This is a genomic window from Billgrantia sulfidoxydans (assembly GCF_017868775.1).
GTDB classification, from domain to species: domain Bacteria; phylum Pseudomonadota; class Gammaproteobacteria; order Pseudomonadales; family Halomonadaceae; genus Halomonas; species Halomonas sulfidoxydans.
In genome coordinates, this window is sequence record NZ_CP053381.1 from 3,454,279 (window position 1) to 3,468,810 (window position 14,532).

Consider the following 14,532-nt stretch of genomic DNA (forward strand, 5'->3'; position numbering starts at 1 on the left):
TCGACCTTGGCCGGCTTGTGGCGGCGCAATATGCAGGAGTAACGTTACCGTTACCTTGCTCACGTTCGGTACCGCCATGGCCCGCTCACGACGCTCCACCCGCTACCGGCCCCCGCTGCCCGGTAGCGCCATCCTTGCCGCCTGGCGCCAAGGCTACGGCCTGACCGAGCTCAAGCGCGACCTGCTCGCCGGCCTGACCCTCGGCATCGTCGCCGTGCCGCTCTCCATGGCGCTGGCCATCGCCACCGGTGTACCGCCGCAGCATGGCCTGTACACCGCCATCGTGGCGGGCGCCATCATCGCGCTGACCGGCGGCTCGCGATACAACATCTCCGGCCCCACCGCCGCCTTCGTGGTGATCCTGTTTCCCATCGTCGCCAGCCACGGTCTCGGCGGGCTGCTGCTCGCCACGCTGATGGCGGGCGCGATCCTGGTGGCGCTGGGGCTGGCGCGGCTGGGCAACCTGATACAGTTCGTGCCCTACCCGGTGGTGCTCGGTTTCACCGCCGGTATCGCCGTGGTGATCGCCCTGCTGCAGCTGCCCGACTTCCTCGGGCTCGATGACGTCGCGCTCGGCGACAGCACGCTGCACAACCTGGCCGCCATCGCTCACGCCGCTTCCTCGCTGGACCCGGCCGAACTCGGCATCGGGCTGCTCACGCTGGCGGCACTGATCCTGTGGCCGCGCTTGAAGCTGCCGGTGCCGGCGCCGCTGGTCGGCCTGGCGGTGGGCACGCTGGCGGCGCTCGCCGTGGCACCGCTGGGCGTGGAGATCGAGACCATCGCCTCACGCTTCAGCTGGGAGCACCAAGGCCAGGCCGGCAGCGGCATCCCGCCCTTCGCCCCCGGCCTGGTGCTGCCCTGGCGCCTGCCGGGGCCGGACGGTACGCCGCTCACGGTGGATTTCGCCCTGGTCCGCGAGCTGCTCGGCCCGGCGCTGGCCATCGCCATGCTGGCGGCCATCGAATCGCTGCTCTGCGCGGTGGTGGCAGACGGCCTGACCCGCACCCGCCACGACCCCAACGCCGAGCTGATCGGCCAGGGTCTGGGCAACCTCGCCGCGCCCTTCTTCGGCGGCATCACCGCCACCGCGGCGCTGGCGCGCACAGCCACCAACATCCGCAGCGGGGCGGTCTCGCCACTGGCCGCGGTCGTCCATGCGCTGGTCGTACTGCTGGCGGTGGTGGCGCTGGCCGGCGTGCTCGCCCGGGTGCCGATGGCGGCGCTCGCCGCGCTGCTGTTCGTCATCGCCTGGAACATGAGCGAGGCACGCCACTTCGTGCATACCCTCAGGAGCGCGCCGGGCAGCGACGTGGCGATCCTGGTGATCTGCTTCCTGCTCACGGTGGTATTCGACATGGTATTGGCGGTGGCGGTGGGCATCGGCCTCGCCGCGGCGCTATTCATCCGCCGCATGGCCCACCTGACCCACGCCCGCCGCCTCGAACCCGACCGTGACGAGGAGAGCCGCGACCTGCCGCGCCAGGTGGCGCTCTACGACGTCAACGGCCCGCTGTTCTTCGGCGCCGCGGAGAAGGCCGTGTCGTCGCTGCGGGTGGTCGACCCCGAGGTGCGCGTGGTGATGCTCGACATGCGCGACGTGCCGAGCCTGGACGCCACCGCCATCGTCGCCCTGCAGGCGCTGGTCGAGGAGCTGCGCGCGCGTCAGGTGGGGCTGATCTTCGTCGGCATGCCGGCGCGCATGGTGATGAAGCTCAGGCGCGCCGGGGTCAGGCGTCAGGCCGGTCGGCTGGCCGCCGTGCGCCAGCCGGAGCGCGCCCGACGTCTGGCCGAGCGCTGGCTGGCCGTGCCGGCCGAATGAAACGCGCTACTCGCCCTGCAGCGTGGCGATCAGCCGCCGCGCCCCGCCGTGATCGCGGTGCTCGCCGAGCCAGATGCCCTGCCAGGTACCCAGCGACAGGCGGCCGTTGCGCACCGCCAGGGTGAGCTGGGTGCCGAGCAGGCTGGCGCAGACGTGCGCCGGCATGTCGTCCGGTCCCTCCAGGGTGTGGCGGAAATAGGGCAGGTCCCCCGGGATGCGCTCGCGCAGGAAGGCATCGAGGTCGTGGCGCACGTCGGGGTCGGCGTTCTCGTTGAGCGTCAGCGAGGCCGAGGTGTGCAACAGCTGCAGGTGCAGCAGCCCCACGCTCAGGTCACGCAGTCCGCTAACGGCCGAACTCACCTCGTCGGTGATCAGATGAAAGCCGCGCGGGCGCGGCGCCAGGCGCAGTTCCTGCTGGTGCCACATGGTCGGGCTCCTCGTGTGGGGTTTCCGGCCATGCTAGCGTGCTGTCCCGCTACCGCAAGGGGGCTTCGCCACACCCGACGGGCAGCTCTCCGACGCATTGGCGTGACGTTGCGGCTGTCGCGAGGCCGCCTCGACCCCGCGACAGCCATTGCCGGCGGGTTACTCGCTGGTCACCGTGGTGGGCTGGCCCTGTGCCCCGGCGAACACGACCAGGACCCTGGCGTCGCTGTCGGTTACGTTGAACAGCTGGTGATCGCGGTTGAGCGCCTCGACATAGGCTTCCCCCGTGCCGTAGACCTGCGGGTCGCCGCCCTCGGTGCGCAGCTCCACCTCGCCTTCGAGCACGTAGACGTAGACGGGCACCGGATGCTGATGCAGCGGCGTTCGCCCGCCAGGCTCGATGGTGCCGACCACGGAGACGATCTCCGGCGTCCCGTCGGGCCAGGCGATGGCATCGCCGTCACGAGTAGCGGTCGTCTTCAATACCGGCGAGGTCTCGAATCCCGCCGGCAGGGCATCGTCCTGGGCGAAGGCGGCACCGACGGGCAGGGCCGCCGCCAGCCCGAAGGCCAGTGCGATCGGTGTGATGGTTTTCATGTCGCGTCACTCCTCTGTCATGGGGGCCACTTGGCTCAGCGTTTGACCGCCAGCAGCGAAATGCTCTTGACCCCGTAGCTGGCGCTGGCGCCCTGGGCCGAATCGGTCAGGAAGCGGTACTCGGGGTGTTCGCGCCAGGCCTCGATGACGAGGCCGCTCGCCTCGATGGCCGCACGATAGGCGTCCTGCTGCAGCGCCCCGCCGATGCAGGCGGCCCATAGTGTGGCATTGCAGGAGACGCTCTCCGGCAGCGGCTTCTCGGTGACGATGTCGGCCAGCGCCAGGCGGCCTCCGGAGCGCAGCACCCGCGCCGCCTCGGCGAAGACCCGCGGCTTGTCGGCGGAGAGGTTGATCACGCCGTTGCTGATCACCACGTCGACGCTGCCGTCGGCAAACGGCGGCGCCTCGATATAGCCGTCGTGGAAGGTGACCTGGCCGAAGCCGGCCTCGCGGGCCAGCCGCTCGGCCTTGTCACGCTGGGCCGCGGTCATGTCGAGCCCCAGCACCTGCCCGCCGGGCCCCGTCGCCAGGGCGGCCAGCAGGCTGTCCATGCCGGAGCCGCTGCCCAGGTCGAGTACCGTCTCGCCGGGTTGTATGGCGGCCAGGTCGAGGAAATGGCCGACCCCGGCGAAGGAGTCGATGGCGGCGGCGGGGATGCGGTCGAGGGCATGGGGGTCGTAGCCCAGCCGCTCGGCCAGGGCACGCCCCATCTCGAAGTGGAACTCTCCGTGTGGCGCTTCGGCCACCTCGCGATACATCGCCTTGACCCGCGCCTCGAGCTCCTGCTTGTCCACTCCGGCGCTGGCCGGCTTTGCCGTGATTGTCATTGTCTTGCTCCTCTTGGCTGCTCACGACGACACCGAGCGGTGCCGTGTGCGCCAGGACGCGGCACCAGGCAAAAGGGTTCCCGGGTGAATATCGTCGACCACCTCAGGCGCCACCGGGGTGGTGGCGTTATGATTCAGATAGACGGGGGCCCAGGTGGTGAAACAGTTGCCCGGCCATCAGCGAGCCGATGGTCACCAGCGTGAAGATGATCAGGTCGTTGATGCCCTGCACCTTGCCCCGCCCGGCCTCGCCATGAACCGTGGCGAGCATGGCGCTGCCACCCACGAACGGGAAGTTCCAGCCCACGCCCAGCAACACCAGTGCCACCCAGAAGTGCGCCAGGCTGGTGCCGAGATTGGCGACCAGTACCGTGCCGATGAGCAGCGTCGCCCCGTCGATCAGGATGCGTTGCGCGCCGAAACGGGCGATCACCAGATAAGGCCCACCGGAGGGCACGCCGGCGATGAGGCCGGTGGCGGCGCTGGCGTTCCAGGGGCCGAGGAAGGCGGCGGCCACGCCGCCGGCCATCACGAAGAAGATTGAGATCGTTTGGTTGGGGCTAGAACACCAGCACCTTGTCGGCCTGCTCGGTGGCTTCCGCCAAGGCATCCATGGTGCTGCGCTCGGCGCCCTCCACTACCTCCTCGTCGGTAAGCCCGCGGGCATCCATGCAGGTGCCACACAGCAGCACGCGTCCCTTGGTGGTGACCCGCTTGACCATGCGCTCGGCGTTGTAGAAGCCATCCGGGGTCTTCTGTCCCGCCTTGGCTCCGGACACGGCATCTCCCATCAGGAAGACGGTGACGTCGCCTTCGCGCTTCAGCAGCGCATGGGCCAGGCGCAGGCCGTTGTAGAGACGTTCGGTGCCGTAGGGGGGGTCGTTGACGATGATGAGCGTCTTCATGGCTTCTCCTTGCTATCATTCAATGAATTGATAGAATGATGGATAGAGATATCTAAATCTGTCAAGTGTTCGCTGTTCTGCTGACGCCCTCGGAGAGACCCATGACCTCGCAACAGGACCTTCTCGATACGCTGGCCCAGGTCGCACGCGCCCTGGGTAATGGGCACCGCCTGGCGTTGCTGGAGCGCCTGGCCCAGGGTGACGCCGCGGTCGAAACCTTGGCCAATACCACCGATCTGACGATCGGCAATGCCTCCCAGCACCTGCAGCATCTGCGTCGGGCGGGGCTCGTCACGGCCCAGCGCTCCGGCAAGCAGATGATCTACCGCCTGACCGATGAGCGAATCGTCAATCTGCTGGGCCTGCTCAGGCAGGTGGCCGAGACCAACCTGGCCGAGATGGAGCGTCTGGTCAGTCGGCTGTTCGCGGAGGATGACGCCGATGGCGCACTGGAGGCGGTCGGCCGGGACGAGTTGCTGGCAGGGCTTGCCAGCGGCGAGGTGACACTGCTGGATGTGCGCCCCGAGGAGGAGTACGAAGCTGGCCACCTGCCCGAGGCGATCAATATCCCACTGGAGCAGTTGGAAGACATGCTGGGCAAGCTGCCCAAGGACAGGGAGTTCGTTGCCTATTGCCGTGGCCCCTATTGCGCCCTGTCGCACGAGGCCGTACAGCGCCTGCGTCAACTCGGCTATCGAGTCCGACGCTTCGAGGAAGGGTATCCGGAGTGGAAAGCGGCGGGGCTGCCCATCGCATGACCCGAGAAGGAGTGGGAACCGAAACGGTAGCTGCTGCGTCCCTACCCATGTCCGATTACTTGCCCAGCGAGGGCGAGCGGACCATGCTCGAAGAGGTGTCGCCATGTCGCTGGCAGGTTCACTCCTTGACCATCCACGGTCGCAACCACGCGCTCGATACCGGAACGCCACGGGGGCCACCATGCGTTTCGACGAAACCGCCAGCCGGCGGGAGTGGTTCGAGCAGCGCCTGGCGCCGCTGATGGACCGCCTCTACGGCACGGCACTGCGGCTCACCCGCCACCCCGCCGACGCCGAGGATGTGGTGGCCGAGGCGGTGACCAAGGCCTGGACGCAGCTCGACCAGCTGCGCGCCCCCCAGCACTTCGAAGGCTGGCTGTTCCACATCCTCAGCAACACCTTCGTCAGCGAATGGCGCCGGCGACGCTGCCACCCGCAGGCGGCCGACAGCGATGCCGCCGAGCCCGCCGAGCTGGACAGCGCCAGCTTCGCGCTGTTCCAGCAGCTGCACCAGCCTTTCCTGCTGTGGTGGGGCAGCCTCGAGGAGCAGTTCTTCAACGGCCTGCTGCAGGAGGACCTGGAACGGGCGCTGGACGCCCTCCCCGACGCCTACCGGGTGACGATTGTGCTGGTCGAGGTGCAGGGCTATACGTATGAGGAAGTGGCGAACCTGCTCGGCATCCCCTTGGGTACCGTGCGCTCGCGACTGAGCCGGGCGCGCTCGCAGCTGCAGAAGACGCTCTGGGAGCAGGCCAGGGAGGCGGGCATGACGCTCGGCCCGGGAGAGGGAGGAGCGCAGCGATGAAGTCGAAGGCCATGAGCTGCGAGGAGGTCATCGAGCGCCTCTTCGACTATCTCGACCGGGAGCTCGACCCGCAGGAGGCAACCGACGTCGAACGGCACCTCCACCGCTGCCGCGACTGCTTCACGCGCGCCGAATTCGAACGACGACTACGGGCCAGGGTGACGGCCACCGGCACGGCGAAGGCCCCGCCTCGGCTGCACCAGCGCATACGGACTTTGCTCGACCGCTTCGACGAGTCCGACACTACCCGCTGACCCGTGAGGAGAACGCCTCATGGTGGCCATACTCGGCTATTCCCGCCCGCAGATCCTGGCGGCAGTGCAGCAGATGTACACCGCCGTGGCGGATGCCCCCGCCTCGCCCTTCCACTTCCCGGTCGGCGCGGAGGCCAGCCGCCGCCTGGGCTATCCCCCCGAGCGGCTCGCTCAGCTGCCGGCCGAGGTGCGTGAGGCCTTCGCCGGGGTCGGCTACCCGTTCCGCGCCGGGGCCATCCGTCCTGGCGACCGGGTGCTCGACATCGGCGCCGGGGCCGGCGGCGATGCGCTGATCGCGCGCCAGCTGGCCGGCCCCCAGGGGCGGGTCATCGCGCTGGACCTCACCGCGGCCATGACGCGCCGGCTGCAGCAGGCCAGCGAACGCCACGCCATCGACCGCCTCGGCGTGGTGCAGGGCTCCGCCGAGCAGTTACCGCTACCCGATGCCAGCATCGACAGTATCACCAGCAACGGCGCCCTCAACCTGGTACCGGACAAGCGCCGCGCCGTGGCCGAGATGTTTCGCGTGCTCAAGCCCCACGGGCGCGTGCAGCTGGCCGACGTGGTCATCCACCGCCCGGTGTCGGTCGACTGCCACGAGGATCCGCGCCTGTGGGTCGAGTGCGTGGTGGGCGCCACGGTGAAGGAGGAGCTGCTGGCCCTGTTCGAGGAAGCCGGCTTCGAGGAGGTGCGCGTCGTCGGCAGCCACGACTACTTCTCCCTGAGCCCCAGCGCCCAGACACGCGAGGTCGCCGTCGGCTTCGGCGCCCACTCGGTCGAACTCGCCATGCGCCGAGGCGCCGCGAAGCCCGCCTGGATTCAGCGCTGGGGTTGTCGCCTCGATCCGCGCCGCTGGCTGCGGCTGTGGTATCGCCGCGGCCTGCTCGGCATGCTGGCCTACCTGCTGGCCCTGTTGAGCTGTTACGGCACCCTGGCACTGGTTGCCCTGCTGCCGCTGCTGGGTGTTCACCTGACGCTCGACGACGGGCTCTGGGCCGGCGCCATTGCCACCCTGGCGCTGCTCGCCCTGGCCAGCGTGGCCGTCGGCATGCGCCGGCATCGCGTGCCCTGGCCAACCTTGGTGGGCGTTATCGGCTCGCTGCTCATCCTCCATGCCCTGTTCGTCGACTACTCCATGGCACAGGAGCTGAGCGGCTTCGTGGTGCTGGCCGGCGCCGTCGGCTGGGATCTGCACCAGCGTCGACGCCACGAAGCCAGGGTCCTGGGCCTGGACAAAAAAAAAGAGCGCGACCCGGGTCGCGCCTGAAAGTCGCCAGTGATCGGCAACGAGAGAGCATTCTGTCCTGCGGCCGGGCCTGACGGGGCCGGCCGAGAAGGAGGTTACCGCCCGGCCCGGCCGGGCGGCAGGCGGCTCAGAAGAAGCCGAGCGGGTTGATGTCGTAGCTCACCAGCAGGTTCTTGGTCTGCTGGTAGTGCTCGAGCGCCACCTTGTGGGTCTCGCGGCCGACGCCGGACTTCTTGTAGCCACCGAAGGCGGCGTGCGCCGGGTACTGGTGGTAGCAGTTGGTCCACACGCGGCCGGCCTGGATGCCGCGCCCCATGCGGAAGGCGACGTTGATGTCGCGGCTCCACACGCCGGCGCCGAGGCCGAACTCGGTGTCGTTGGCGATGGCCAGCGCCTCGGCCTCGTCCTTGAAGGTGGTCACCGCCACCACCGGACCGAAGATCTCCTCCTGGAACACGCGCATCTTGTTGTTGCCCTTGAGCAGCGTCGGCTGGATGTAGTAGCCCTTGTCGTAGGCCGGGTCGAAGCTCTCCTTGTCGCCGCCGGTGAGGAACTCGGCGCCCTCCTCGCGGGCGATGTCCATGTAGGACATGATCTTGTCGAACTGCTCCTGGGAGGCCTGGGCGCCGACCTGGACGTCGGTGTCCAGCGGGTTGCCGCGCTTGATCTTCTGCACCCGCTCCATGACCTTGGCCATGAAGGCGTCGTAGATGCTCTCCTGGATCAGCGCCCGCGACGGGCAGGTGCACACCTCGCCCTGGTTGAAGAAGGCCAGCACCAGGCCCTCGGCGGCCTTCTCGATGAAGGCCGGCTCGGCGTCCATGATGTCGGCGAAGTAGATGTTCGGCGACTTGCCGCCCAGCTCCACGGTGGAGGGAATGATGTTGTCGGCGGCGCACTTGAGGATGTGCGCGCCCACCGGCGTGGAGCCGGTGAAGGCGATCTTGGCGATGCGCTTGCTGGTGGCCAGCGCCTGGCCCGCCTCGGCGCCGTAGCCGTTGACCACGTTGACCACGCCCGGCGGCAGCAGGTCGCCGATCAGCTTCATCAGCTCGAGTACCGAGGCCGGGGTCTGCTCGGCGGGCTTGAGCACCACGCAGTTGCCGGCGGCCAGCGCCGGGGCCAGTTTCCACACCGCCATCAGCAGCGGGAAGTTCCACGGAATGATCTGCCCCACCACGCCCAGCGGCTCGTGGAAGTGATAGGAGACGGTATTGGCGTCGATGTCGGCCGCAGTACCCTCCTGGGCGCGGATGCAGCCGGCGAAGTAACGGAAGTGGTCGACGGCCAGCGGCAGGTCGGCGTTGAGGGTCTCGCGCACCGCCTTGCCGTTGTCCCAGGTTTCAGCCACGGCCAGCATCTCGAGGTTCTGCTCGATGCGATCGGCGATCTTGAGCAGGATATTGCTGCGCTCGGTGGCGGAGGTGCGGCCCCAGGCGGGGGCGGCGGCATGGGCGGCATCCAGCGCCTTCTCGATGTCCTCGGCGGTGGAGCGGGGGATCTCGCAGAACGCCTCGCCGTTGACCGGGCTGACGTTGTCGAAGTACTGACCGCGTACCGGCGGCACGAACTCACCGCCGATGTAGTTGCCATAGCGCGGTTCGAAGGTGATGACGGAACCGGGCTGACCGGGATTGGCATAGATCATGATGCATGCTCCTGGGTTGCGTTGTCGTTGCTCCGAGGTGGCGGAAGGCGGCGATGCTGGCGGCTTCGCGGTCACCGGACACTCTGTCCTACATGGGGTCCCCTTGCTTTCCTGGTCCGGTGCGCCGGCCTCTCGAGGTGGCGCCGCCCGGCCTCAGTTCGCAGTTTAGATAACCCTGGGGGGAGTACCTCATACTCCCTTGGGGGGCATTAGGGAGGGTCTTTGGTCGTAGTCTGCCGGGCCCGCCCGGCGCCCGGCAGACCGTTGCGTTACAGCGCTGCCTCTCCGTTCGGCAGCTTGAAGGTCCACAGCATGCCGCCCTGGTTGAAGTTCTTGACCACCTTGGCCACCTCGCCGCCCCACAGCGGCACCGCTCCGCCCCAGCCCGAGGCGACGGAAACGTACTGCTCGCCGTCCATCTCCCAGGTGATTGGCGTGCCGACCACGCCCGAGCCGGTGTTGAAGCGATACAGCTCCTCGCCGGTGCGGGCATCGAACGCCTTCAGGTAGCCTTCGGGCGTGCCGGTGAACACCAGGTTGCCGGCGGTCGTCATCACCCCGCCCCACAGCGGTGCGCGGTTCTCGTGGCGCCAGACCTCCTCACCGGTGCTCGGATCGATCGCCCGCAGGACGCCGATGAACTCCTCGTTGGCCGGCTTGATGGTGAAGCCGGCGCCGAGATAGGCCGCGCCACGCTTGTAGGAGACCGGCTCGTTCCAGATGTCCATGGCCCACTCGTTGGAAGGTACGTAGAACAGGCCGGTGCCCTGGTTGTAGGCCATCGGCATCCAGTTCTTGCCGCCGAGGAACGCCGGGCGCGCGAGCACCGGCTCGCCCTTGTCGTCCTCGGTGGCGGCCGGATCGCCCGGTCGCCCGCCCTCGGTGTAGATGGGTCGCCCCTGGTCGTCGAGCCCTTCGGCCCAGGAGATCTCGTCGACGAAGGGGAAGCCTCGAATAAAGCTACCGTCGGTGCGGTCGAGCACGTAGAAGAAGCCGTTGCGATCGGCAGTGGCCGCCGCCCTGACCAGCTCGCCATTCTGCTCGTAGTCGAACGAGACCAGCTCGTTGACACCGTCGTAGTCCCAGCCGTCGTTGGGCGTGGTCTGGAAGTGCCACTTGATGCTGCCGTCGTTGGGATCGATCGCCAGGCGCGACGAGGAGAACAGATTGTCGCCGGGGCGCAGGTGCGAGTTCCAGGGGGCCGGGTTGCCGGTGCCGAAGAACAGGGTGTCGGTGTCGGGGTCGTAGGTGCCGCCCAGCCAGGTGGCGGCCCCGCCGGTCTCCCACATGTCGCCGGGCCAGGTCAGCCCCGCCTCGCCCCCCGAGATGCCGTTCTCGACGGCTTCGCCGTCACGGTAGACGTAGCCCATGTGGCCTTCCACGGTCGGTCGTGTCCACAGCAGGTCGCCGGTGCGGGGATCGTAGGCCTCGACCTTGCCGACGATGCCGAATTCGCCCCCGGAGACGCCGGTGATCAGCTTGCCGTTGATGACGATCGGCGCCGCGGTGATCGAGTAGCCTTCCTGGTAGTCGGCGACCTGCTTGACCCATACGACCTTGCCGGTGTCCTTGTTCAGGGCGACGAGCTTGGCGTCCAGGGTGCCGAAGATGAACAGGTCGTCGTACAGCGCGCCGCCGCGATTGACCACGTCGCAGCAGGGCATGATGCCGTCGGGCAGGCGTGCGTCGTACTGCCAGATCTCCTCGCCGGTGCGGGCGTCGATCGCGTAGGCGCGCGAGTAGGAGGCCGTGACGTACATGACGCCATCCTTGACGATGGGCTGGGACTCCTGGCCGCGCATCTTCTCGCCGCCGAAGGAGAAGGCCCAGACCGGCTGCAGCGATTGGACGTTCTCGCTGTTGAGGATCTCGAGGCCGCTGTAGCGCTGGCCCTGCAACCCCATGCCGTAGGTCACCACGTCGTCGACGGTAGCGTGGTCGTTGAGGATGTCCTCGTCGGTCACCGCCTGGGCGCCAAGGGAGACGGCCAGCGCCAGGCTGCCAAGGGTAAAGCGTGTGCTGATCGAGCGATATGTCATGGTTGTATTCTCGCTTCTCTTGTCATGCGTTTTTGCCGAAGGCCGCGAGGCCTCTCCAACCCTGTCGTCATTCTTGGCAGGGCATGAACGATCAACAATGAACCTCTCGGACGACTTCCTTCGTCCCTTGGTAGTAAGACCTGCGCCCACGAAAAAGCCGCAGCGGAGCTGCGGCTTTTATGGCATGAAGACACTCGGCATCTGCGTGCCTTTGCGGCGACAAGGTTCGTGTCATTTCCGCCTCGCGGGGGCCATCACAATGGGACCATCGCAACGAGTGAGGGCCCGCGCCTCGTGTCACGACTCTTCGTCAGGCGCCAGGATGCCGTCGTAGTAGGCGGGCGGGCTGTAGCGCAGGCCGTGGCGAGCGAAGAGTTCGGCGACCTCCCCCTCGCGCACCATGCGATCGATGATCTCCTCGATCACGTGCCCCAGCTCACGATGGGTATGCTTGACCGCCATGCCGACATCCCAGCCCTGCTTCACCAGCCCCGGGAATCCGTTGTCCGCCGCCTGGAAGGGTCGGTCGGCGTGCCGTCCCAGCTGATGATCGATCTCGGCGCGGGTGCCCATGACGGCATGCACGCGACCCTCGGCCATGGCCTCGAAGGCACGCGCGACGTCGCGGAAATGCCGCGTGCGGTCACGCAGGGCGCCGCCGAAGGCGGAGCTGAGGTAGGTGTCGGGCAGGGTATCGATCTCCACCCCGATGGGGTGGTACTGGAACACCGCCATCGTCGTCACCGAGTCGAGCGCGTCGGCGTCGTGGGCGATCTGCCAGCGCTCCTGCTGATAGGGGCCGAACATCACCACCTGGTCATTGACCACCTCGCCGGTGGAATCGCGCATGTAGGCAAACCGGCGGTCGTAGGGCACCCGTAGCATGACGTCGGCGATACGCCGTTTCGCCAGATAGTGTCCCTTCCATACGTTATTGCGCAGATCGTCTTCCAGGGTCTCGTCCGGCGTGATCCAGTGCACGCGGAACGCCACCCCCAATTCCTCGGCGATACGCTTGCCGATCGCCACATCGACGCCCGCGGGCTCGCCGTTCTCCAGATAGGAATAGGGCGGAAAATCCCGATAGAGGCCGACGTTGAGGTAGCCCGACTCGATGACGGCATCGTAGCTCCGCTCGGGTGGGCGGTCGAGGGCCGAGTCGCTCGCCTGGACGAACGAACTCAAGGTCAGCGCCAGCATGAACATCCAGCGAATCGCATTCATGTCGCCTCCGTCATTGACGAGATGCCACGCCTCCCCCTGGCGCCCGTTCCTCGGCCTACTCCTTGACCGATTCGACGTAGGTCTTGATCGCCCAGATGGCGTTCTGGTCGAGATTGTCCTTGAACGAGGGCATGCCCTTGCCGGTGCCGTTGCGCACGCGTCCGATGAAGTACTCGTCGTCCCACTCCTCGAGTTCGCGAAGGTCGGGGGTGAGGCCGCCGGATTGGGCCTGGATGCCGTGGCAGACCGCGCAGTTGCCGGCATAGCCGCTCTCCCCGACCTTGACGGCTTCTTCATGGTATTCACCATGCTCGTTGCCGGGACGGAAGGGATTCTCGCTGAGCGGCTCGCTGCCCAATGTCGGAAGAGCGCCGGTATCGACCTCCTGCGGGGTCACGTCGCCGTGCCCCATGGCAACGACCGAAAGAGTGAGAAATCCGAGCGCTAGGCCGGTGCTGATAACGCGGGTATTGAGCAGGCTAGTGGCTTTCATTTCGGTCGCCTCCGGCTTGGATTTGTTGAACGCTTTTCGTCGCCTCGTCGGGTCAAGCTCGGCGAATCTGGTCCAAGTCTAGGAAGCCGTTGTCACGCGAGGAATGGCACTTTGGGCCGCGAAAACCACTTCCTTGGTAGTAACCAGCCGCCTCTGAGACCTAGGGTATAGTGCTTAGGTACCGCCTCATTGCGACCATGGAAAGATTCTCCCTTCCCCCTGCCTTGCCTAAGGTCATGAACACGACACCAACCGGGGGAATGACTCATGTCGATCCACGTCACGAGAGTCGCGACCATCCTCGGCCTCTGCTGGCTGGCACTCCCTGCTGCGGTCATGGCCCTGGACGTACGCATCGGCTATGTCCAGTGGGTGCCGGACACCGGCCCGGTGCTGTCGAACGTGACGCCCGCCCCCGAGGACGCCGGCCTACGCGGCGCCGAGCTGGCCGTCGACGACAACAACGCCAGCGGACGCTTCCTCGACCAGCGCTATGCCTTGGAGTCGCACGTCGTCGAAAGCGAGGAGCAGGCGCACGCGGCCTTCGAGCAGATGCTCGACGCCGGCATCGCGCTGTTCGTGCTGCGCGTACCCGCCGAGACGCTCATGACCATGGCCGATACGGCGACCGGGCGGGCGTTGCTCTTCAACGCCGGGGCCCAGGAGGACTCGCTGCGCACCGGCGATTGCCGCCCCCACGTGCTGCACACCCAGCCGAGCTACGCCATGCTCACCGACGCCCTGGCCCAGTGGCTCAACCTGCGGCGCTGGCAGCGGGCCTTTCTCATCGCCGGGCCGACCGAGGCCGACCGCGCCTGGGCGGATGCCTTCCGGCGCTCGGCCGGACGCTTCGGCGTCCGACTCGTCGCCGACAAGACCTGGACCTTCGACGCCGACCTGAGGCGTACGGCATCGCGCGAGCTGCCGCTGTTCACCCAGGCGGACGACTACGACGTCGTGGTCGTCGCCGATACCCGCGGCGACTTCGGCGAGTACGTGCCCTTCAACACCTGGCTGCCGCGCCCCGTGGTGGGCACCCAGGGCATGACCCCGGTGGCCTGGCATCGGGTGGTCGAGAGCTGGGGCGCCGCCCAGCTGCAGAACCGTTTTCGCGAGCTGGCCGGGCGCGACATGAACGGGGAGGACTACGCCGCCTGGGCGGGCGTGCGCTCGATAGGCACGGCGGTCACCGAACTCGGCGCCGCCGGCCATGAGGCAATTCGCGATTTCACCCTCTCCGAGGACTTCCAGCTGGCCGCCTTCAAGGGCCGCCGTCTCGGCTACCGCCCGTGGAACGGCCAGCTGCGTCAACCGATACCGCTGGTGCATCCCCAAGGGCTGGTCATTGCCGCCCCCATCGAAGGCTTTCTGCACCCGGTCACCGATCTCGACTCCCTGGGCTACGACGCCGCCGAGAGCGACTGTCGCCTCCAGCCCTGATGGCTGATCGCCTCACCGGCCACCGATTGGCGGCTCAACAACAACCTC

At 67.6% G+C, this 14,532-nt stretch carries 15 protein-coding genes; 6 read left to right on the forward strand and 9 right to left on the reverse strand.

Annotation, left to right across the window (positions count from 1 at the left end):
- Positions 1–76 precede the first annotated feature (76 nt).
- Positions 77–1,822 (forward strand): C4-dicarboxylic acid transporter DauA, encoded by a 1,746-nt coding sequence (gene dauA, locus HNO51_RS15895; protein ID WP_197448220.1) that lies wholly within the window; start codon positions 77–79, stop codon positions 1,820–1,822.
- Between the two features lie 6 nt (positions 1,823–1,828).
- Here dauA and HNO51_RS15900 read toward each other — a convergent pair whose 3' ends face one another.
- The 5 genes from HNO51_RS15900 to HNO51_RS15920 all read right to left on the reverse strand — a co-directional run bounded on the left by HNO51_RS15900 (position 1,829) and on the right by HNO51_RS15920 (position 4,577).
- The gene (locus HNO51_RS15900) at positions 1,829–2,248 is read right to left on the reverse strand and encodes a secondary thiamine-phosphate synthase enzyme YjbQ (protein WP_209537843.1); all 420 of its coding nucleotides are present in this window, start codon (positions 2,246–2,248) and stop codon (positions 1,829–1,831) included.
- 159 nt (positions 2,249–2,407) lie between these two features.
- Positions 2,408–2,845, reverse strand: coding sequence for a cupin domain-containing protein (locus HNO51_RS15905; protein WP_197448222.1), 438 nt, complete (start codon positions 2,843–2,845; stop codon positions 2,408–2,410).
- Positions 2,846–2,880: 35 nt separating this feature from the next.
- Positions 2,881–3,672, reverse strand: a complete 792-nt coding sequence (locus tag HNO51_RS15910; protein ID WP_209537844.1) for a methyltransferase domain-containing protein — start codon at positions 3,670–3,672, stop codon at positions 2,881–2,883.
- A 127-nt stretch (positions 3,673–3,799) separates the two neighbouring features.
- Entirely contained in the window at positions 3,800–4,204 is a 405-nt protein-coding gene (locus HNO51_RS15915; protein ID WP_209537845.1) for an MFS transporter, read from the reverse strand.
- Positions 4,205–4,232: 28 nt separating this feature from the next.
- Positions 4,233–4,577 carry a DsrE/DsrF/TusD sulfur relay family protein gene (locus HNO51_RS15920; RefSeq protein WP_197448225.1) on the reverse strand — a complete coding sequence of 115 codons (345 nt, stop codon included), beginning with the start codon at positions 4,575–4,577 and terminating at the stop codon, positions 4,233–4,235.
- Positions 4,578–4,678: 101 nt separating this feature from the next.
- Here HNO51_RS15920 and HNO51_RS15925 point away from each other — a divergent pair, with 101 nt between their 5' ends.
- From HNO51_RS15925 to HNO51_RS15940, 4 genes are all read left to right on the forward strand, one after another.
- A complete protein-coding gene (locus tag HNO51_RS15925) occupies positions 4,679–5,335 on the forward strand; it encodes an ArsR/SmtB family transcription factor (protein ID WP_197448226.1) in 657 nt (218 codons plus the stop codon).
- Between the two features lie 181 nt (positions 5,336–5,516).
- On the forward strand, positions 5,517–6,140 hold the full coding sequence (locus HNO51_RS15930) for a sigma-70 family RNA polymerase sigma factor (protein WP_197448227.1): 624 nt from the start codon (positions 5,517–5,519) through the stop codon (positions 6,138–6,140).
- Positions 6,137–6,394 carry an anti-sigma factor family protein gene (locus tag HNO51_RS15935; RefSeq protein ID WP_197448228.1) on the forward strand — a complete coding sequence of 86 codons (258 nt, stop codon included), beginning with the start codon at positions 6,137–6,139 and terminating at the stop codon, positions 6,392–6,394. The genes HNO51_RS15930 and HNO51_RS15935 overlap by 4 nt, the downstream gene beginning before the upstream one ends.
- Before the next feature lie 19 nt (positions 6,395–6,413).
- A complete protein-coding gene (locus HNO51_RS15940) occupies positions 6,414–7,661 on the forward strand; it encodes a MerC family mercury resistance protein (RefSeq protein WP_209537846.1) in 1,248 nt (415 codons plus the stop codon).
- A gap of 106 nt (positions 7,662–7,767) precedes the next feature.
- Here the strand turns inward: HNO51_RS15940 and exaC are convergent, their stop codons facing one another.
- The 4 genes from exaC to pedF form a co-directional block, all read right to left on the reverse strand.
- Positions 7,768–9,288, reverse strand: a complete 1,521-nt coding sequence (gene exaC, locus HNO51_RS15945) for an acetaldehyde dehydrogenase ExaC (protein WP_197448230.1) — start codon at positions 9,286–9,288, stop codon at positions 7,768–7,770.
- A 269-nt stretch (positions 9,289–9,557) separates the two neighbouring features.
- Positions 9,558–11,327: a PQQ-dependent methanol/ethanol family dehydrogenase gene (locus HNO51_RS15950; protein ID WP_197448231.1), complete on the reverse strand. Its 1,770-nt coding sequence runs from the start codon at positions 11,325–11,327 to the stop codon at positions 9,558–9,560.
- 297 nt (positions 11,328–11,624) lie between these two features.
- Complete coding sequence (locus HNO51_RS15955) at positions 11,625–12,551, reverse strand: substrate-binding periplasmic protein (RefSeq protein ID WP_234283727.1); 927 nt, start codon at positions 12,549–12,551, stop codon at positions 11,625–11,627.
- Between the two features lie 55 nt (positions 12,552–12,606).
- Positions 12,607–13,044 carry a cytochrome c-550 PedF gene (gene pedF / locus HNO51_RS15960; RefSeq protein ID WP_197448232.1) on the reverse strand — a complete coding sequence of 146 codons (438 nt, stop codon included), beginning with the start codon at positions 13,042–13,044 and terminating at the stop codon, positions 12,607–12,609.
- A gap of 267 nt (positions 13,045–13,311) precedes the next feature.
- On the opposite strand from pedF, the gene HNO51_RS15965 reads away from it, so the two are divergent.
- The gene (locus HNO51_RS15965; RefSeq protein ID WP_197448233.1) at positions 13,312–14,484 is read left to right on the forward strand and encodes an ABC transporter substrate-binding protein; all 1,173 of its coding nucleotides are present in this window, start codon (positions 13,312–13,314) and stop codon (positions 14,482–14,484) included.
- Positions 14,485–14,532: the final 48 nt, after the last annotated feature.

Coding starts and splice junctions, on each gene's coding strand:
- HNO51_RS15950 (WP_197448231.1), bottom strand. CDS start 11,327: ATGACATATCGCTCGATCAGCACACGCTTTACCCTTGGCAGCCTGGCG.
- HNO51_RS15955 (WP_234283727.1), bottom strand. CDS start 12,551: ATGAATGCGATTCGCTGGATGTTCATGCTGGCGCTGACCTTGAGTTCG.
- HNO51_RS15920 (WP_197448225.1), bottom strand. CDS start 4,577: ATGAAGACGCTCATCATCGTCAACGACCCCCCCTACGGCACCGAACGT.
- exaC (WP_197448230.1), bottom strand. CDS start 9,288: ATGATCTATGCCAATCCCGGTCAGCCCGGTTCCGTCATCACCTTCGAA.
- dauA (WP_197448220.1), top strand. CDS start 77: ATGGCCCGCTCACGACGCTCCACCCGCTACCGGCCCCCGCTGCCCGGT.
- pedF (WP_197448232.1), bottom strand. CDS start 13,044: ATGAAAGCCACTAGCCTGCTCAATACCCGCGTTATCAGCACCGGCCTA.
- HNO51_RS15910 (WP_209537844.1), bottom strand. CDS start 3,672: ATGACAATCACGGCAAAGCCGGCCAGCGCCGGAGTGGACAAGCAGGAG.
- HNO51_RS15930 (WP_197448227.1), top strand. CDS start 5,517: ATGCGTTTCGACGAAACCGCCAGCCGGCGGGAGTGGTTCGAGCAGCGC.
- HNO51_RS15905 (WP_197448222.1), bottom strand. CDS start 2,845: ATGAAAACCATCACACCGATCGCACTGGCCTTCGGGCTGGCGGCGGCC.
- HNO51_RS15900 (WP_209537843.1), bottom strand. CDS start 2,248: ATGTGGCACCAGCAGGAACTGCGCCTGGCGCCGCGCCCGCGCGGCTTT.
- HNO51_RS15925 (WP_197448226.1), top strand. CDS start 4,679: ATGACCTCGCAACAGGACCTTCTCGATACGCTGGCCCAGGTCGCACGC.
- HNO51_RS15940 (WP_209537846.1), top strand. CDS start 6,414: ATGGTGGCCATACTCGGCTATTCCCGCCCGCAGATCCTGGCGGCAGTG.
- HNO51_RS15935 (WP_197448228.1), top strand. CDS start 6,137: ATGAAGTCGAAGGCCATGAGCTGCGAGGAGGTCATCGAGCGCCTCTTC.
- HNO51_RS15965 (WP_197448233.1), top strand. CDS start 13,312: ATGTCGATCCACGTCACGAGAGTCGCGACCATCCTCGGCCTCTGCTGG.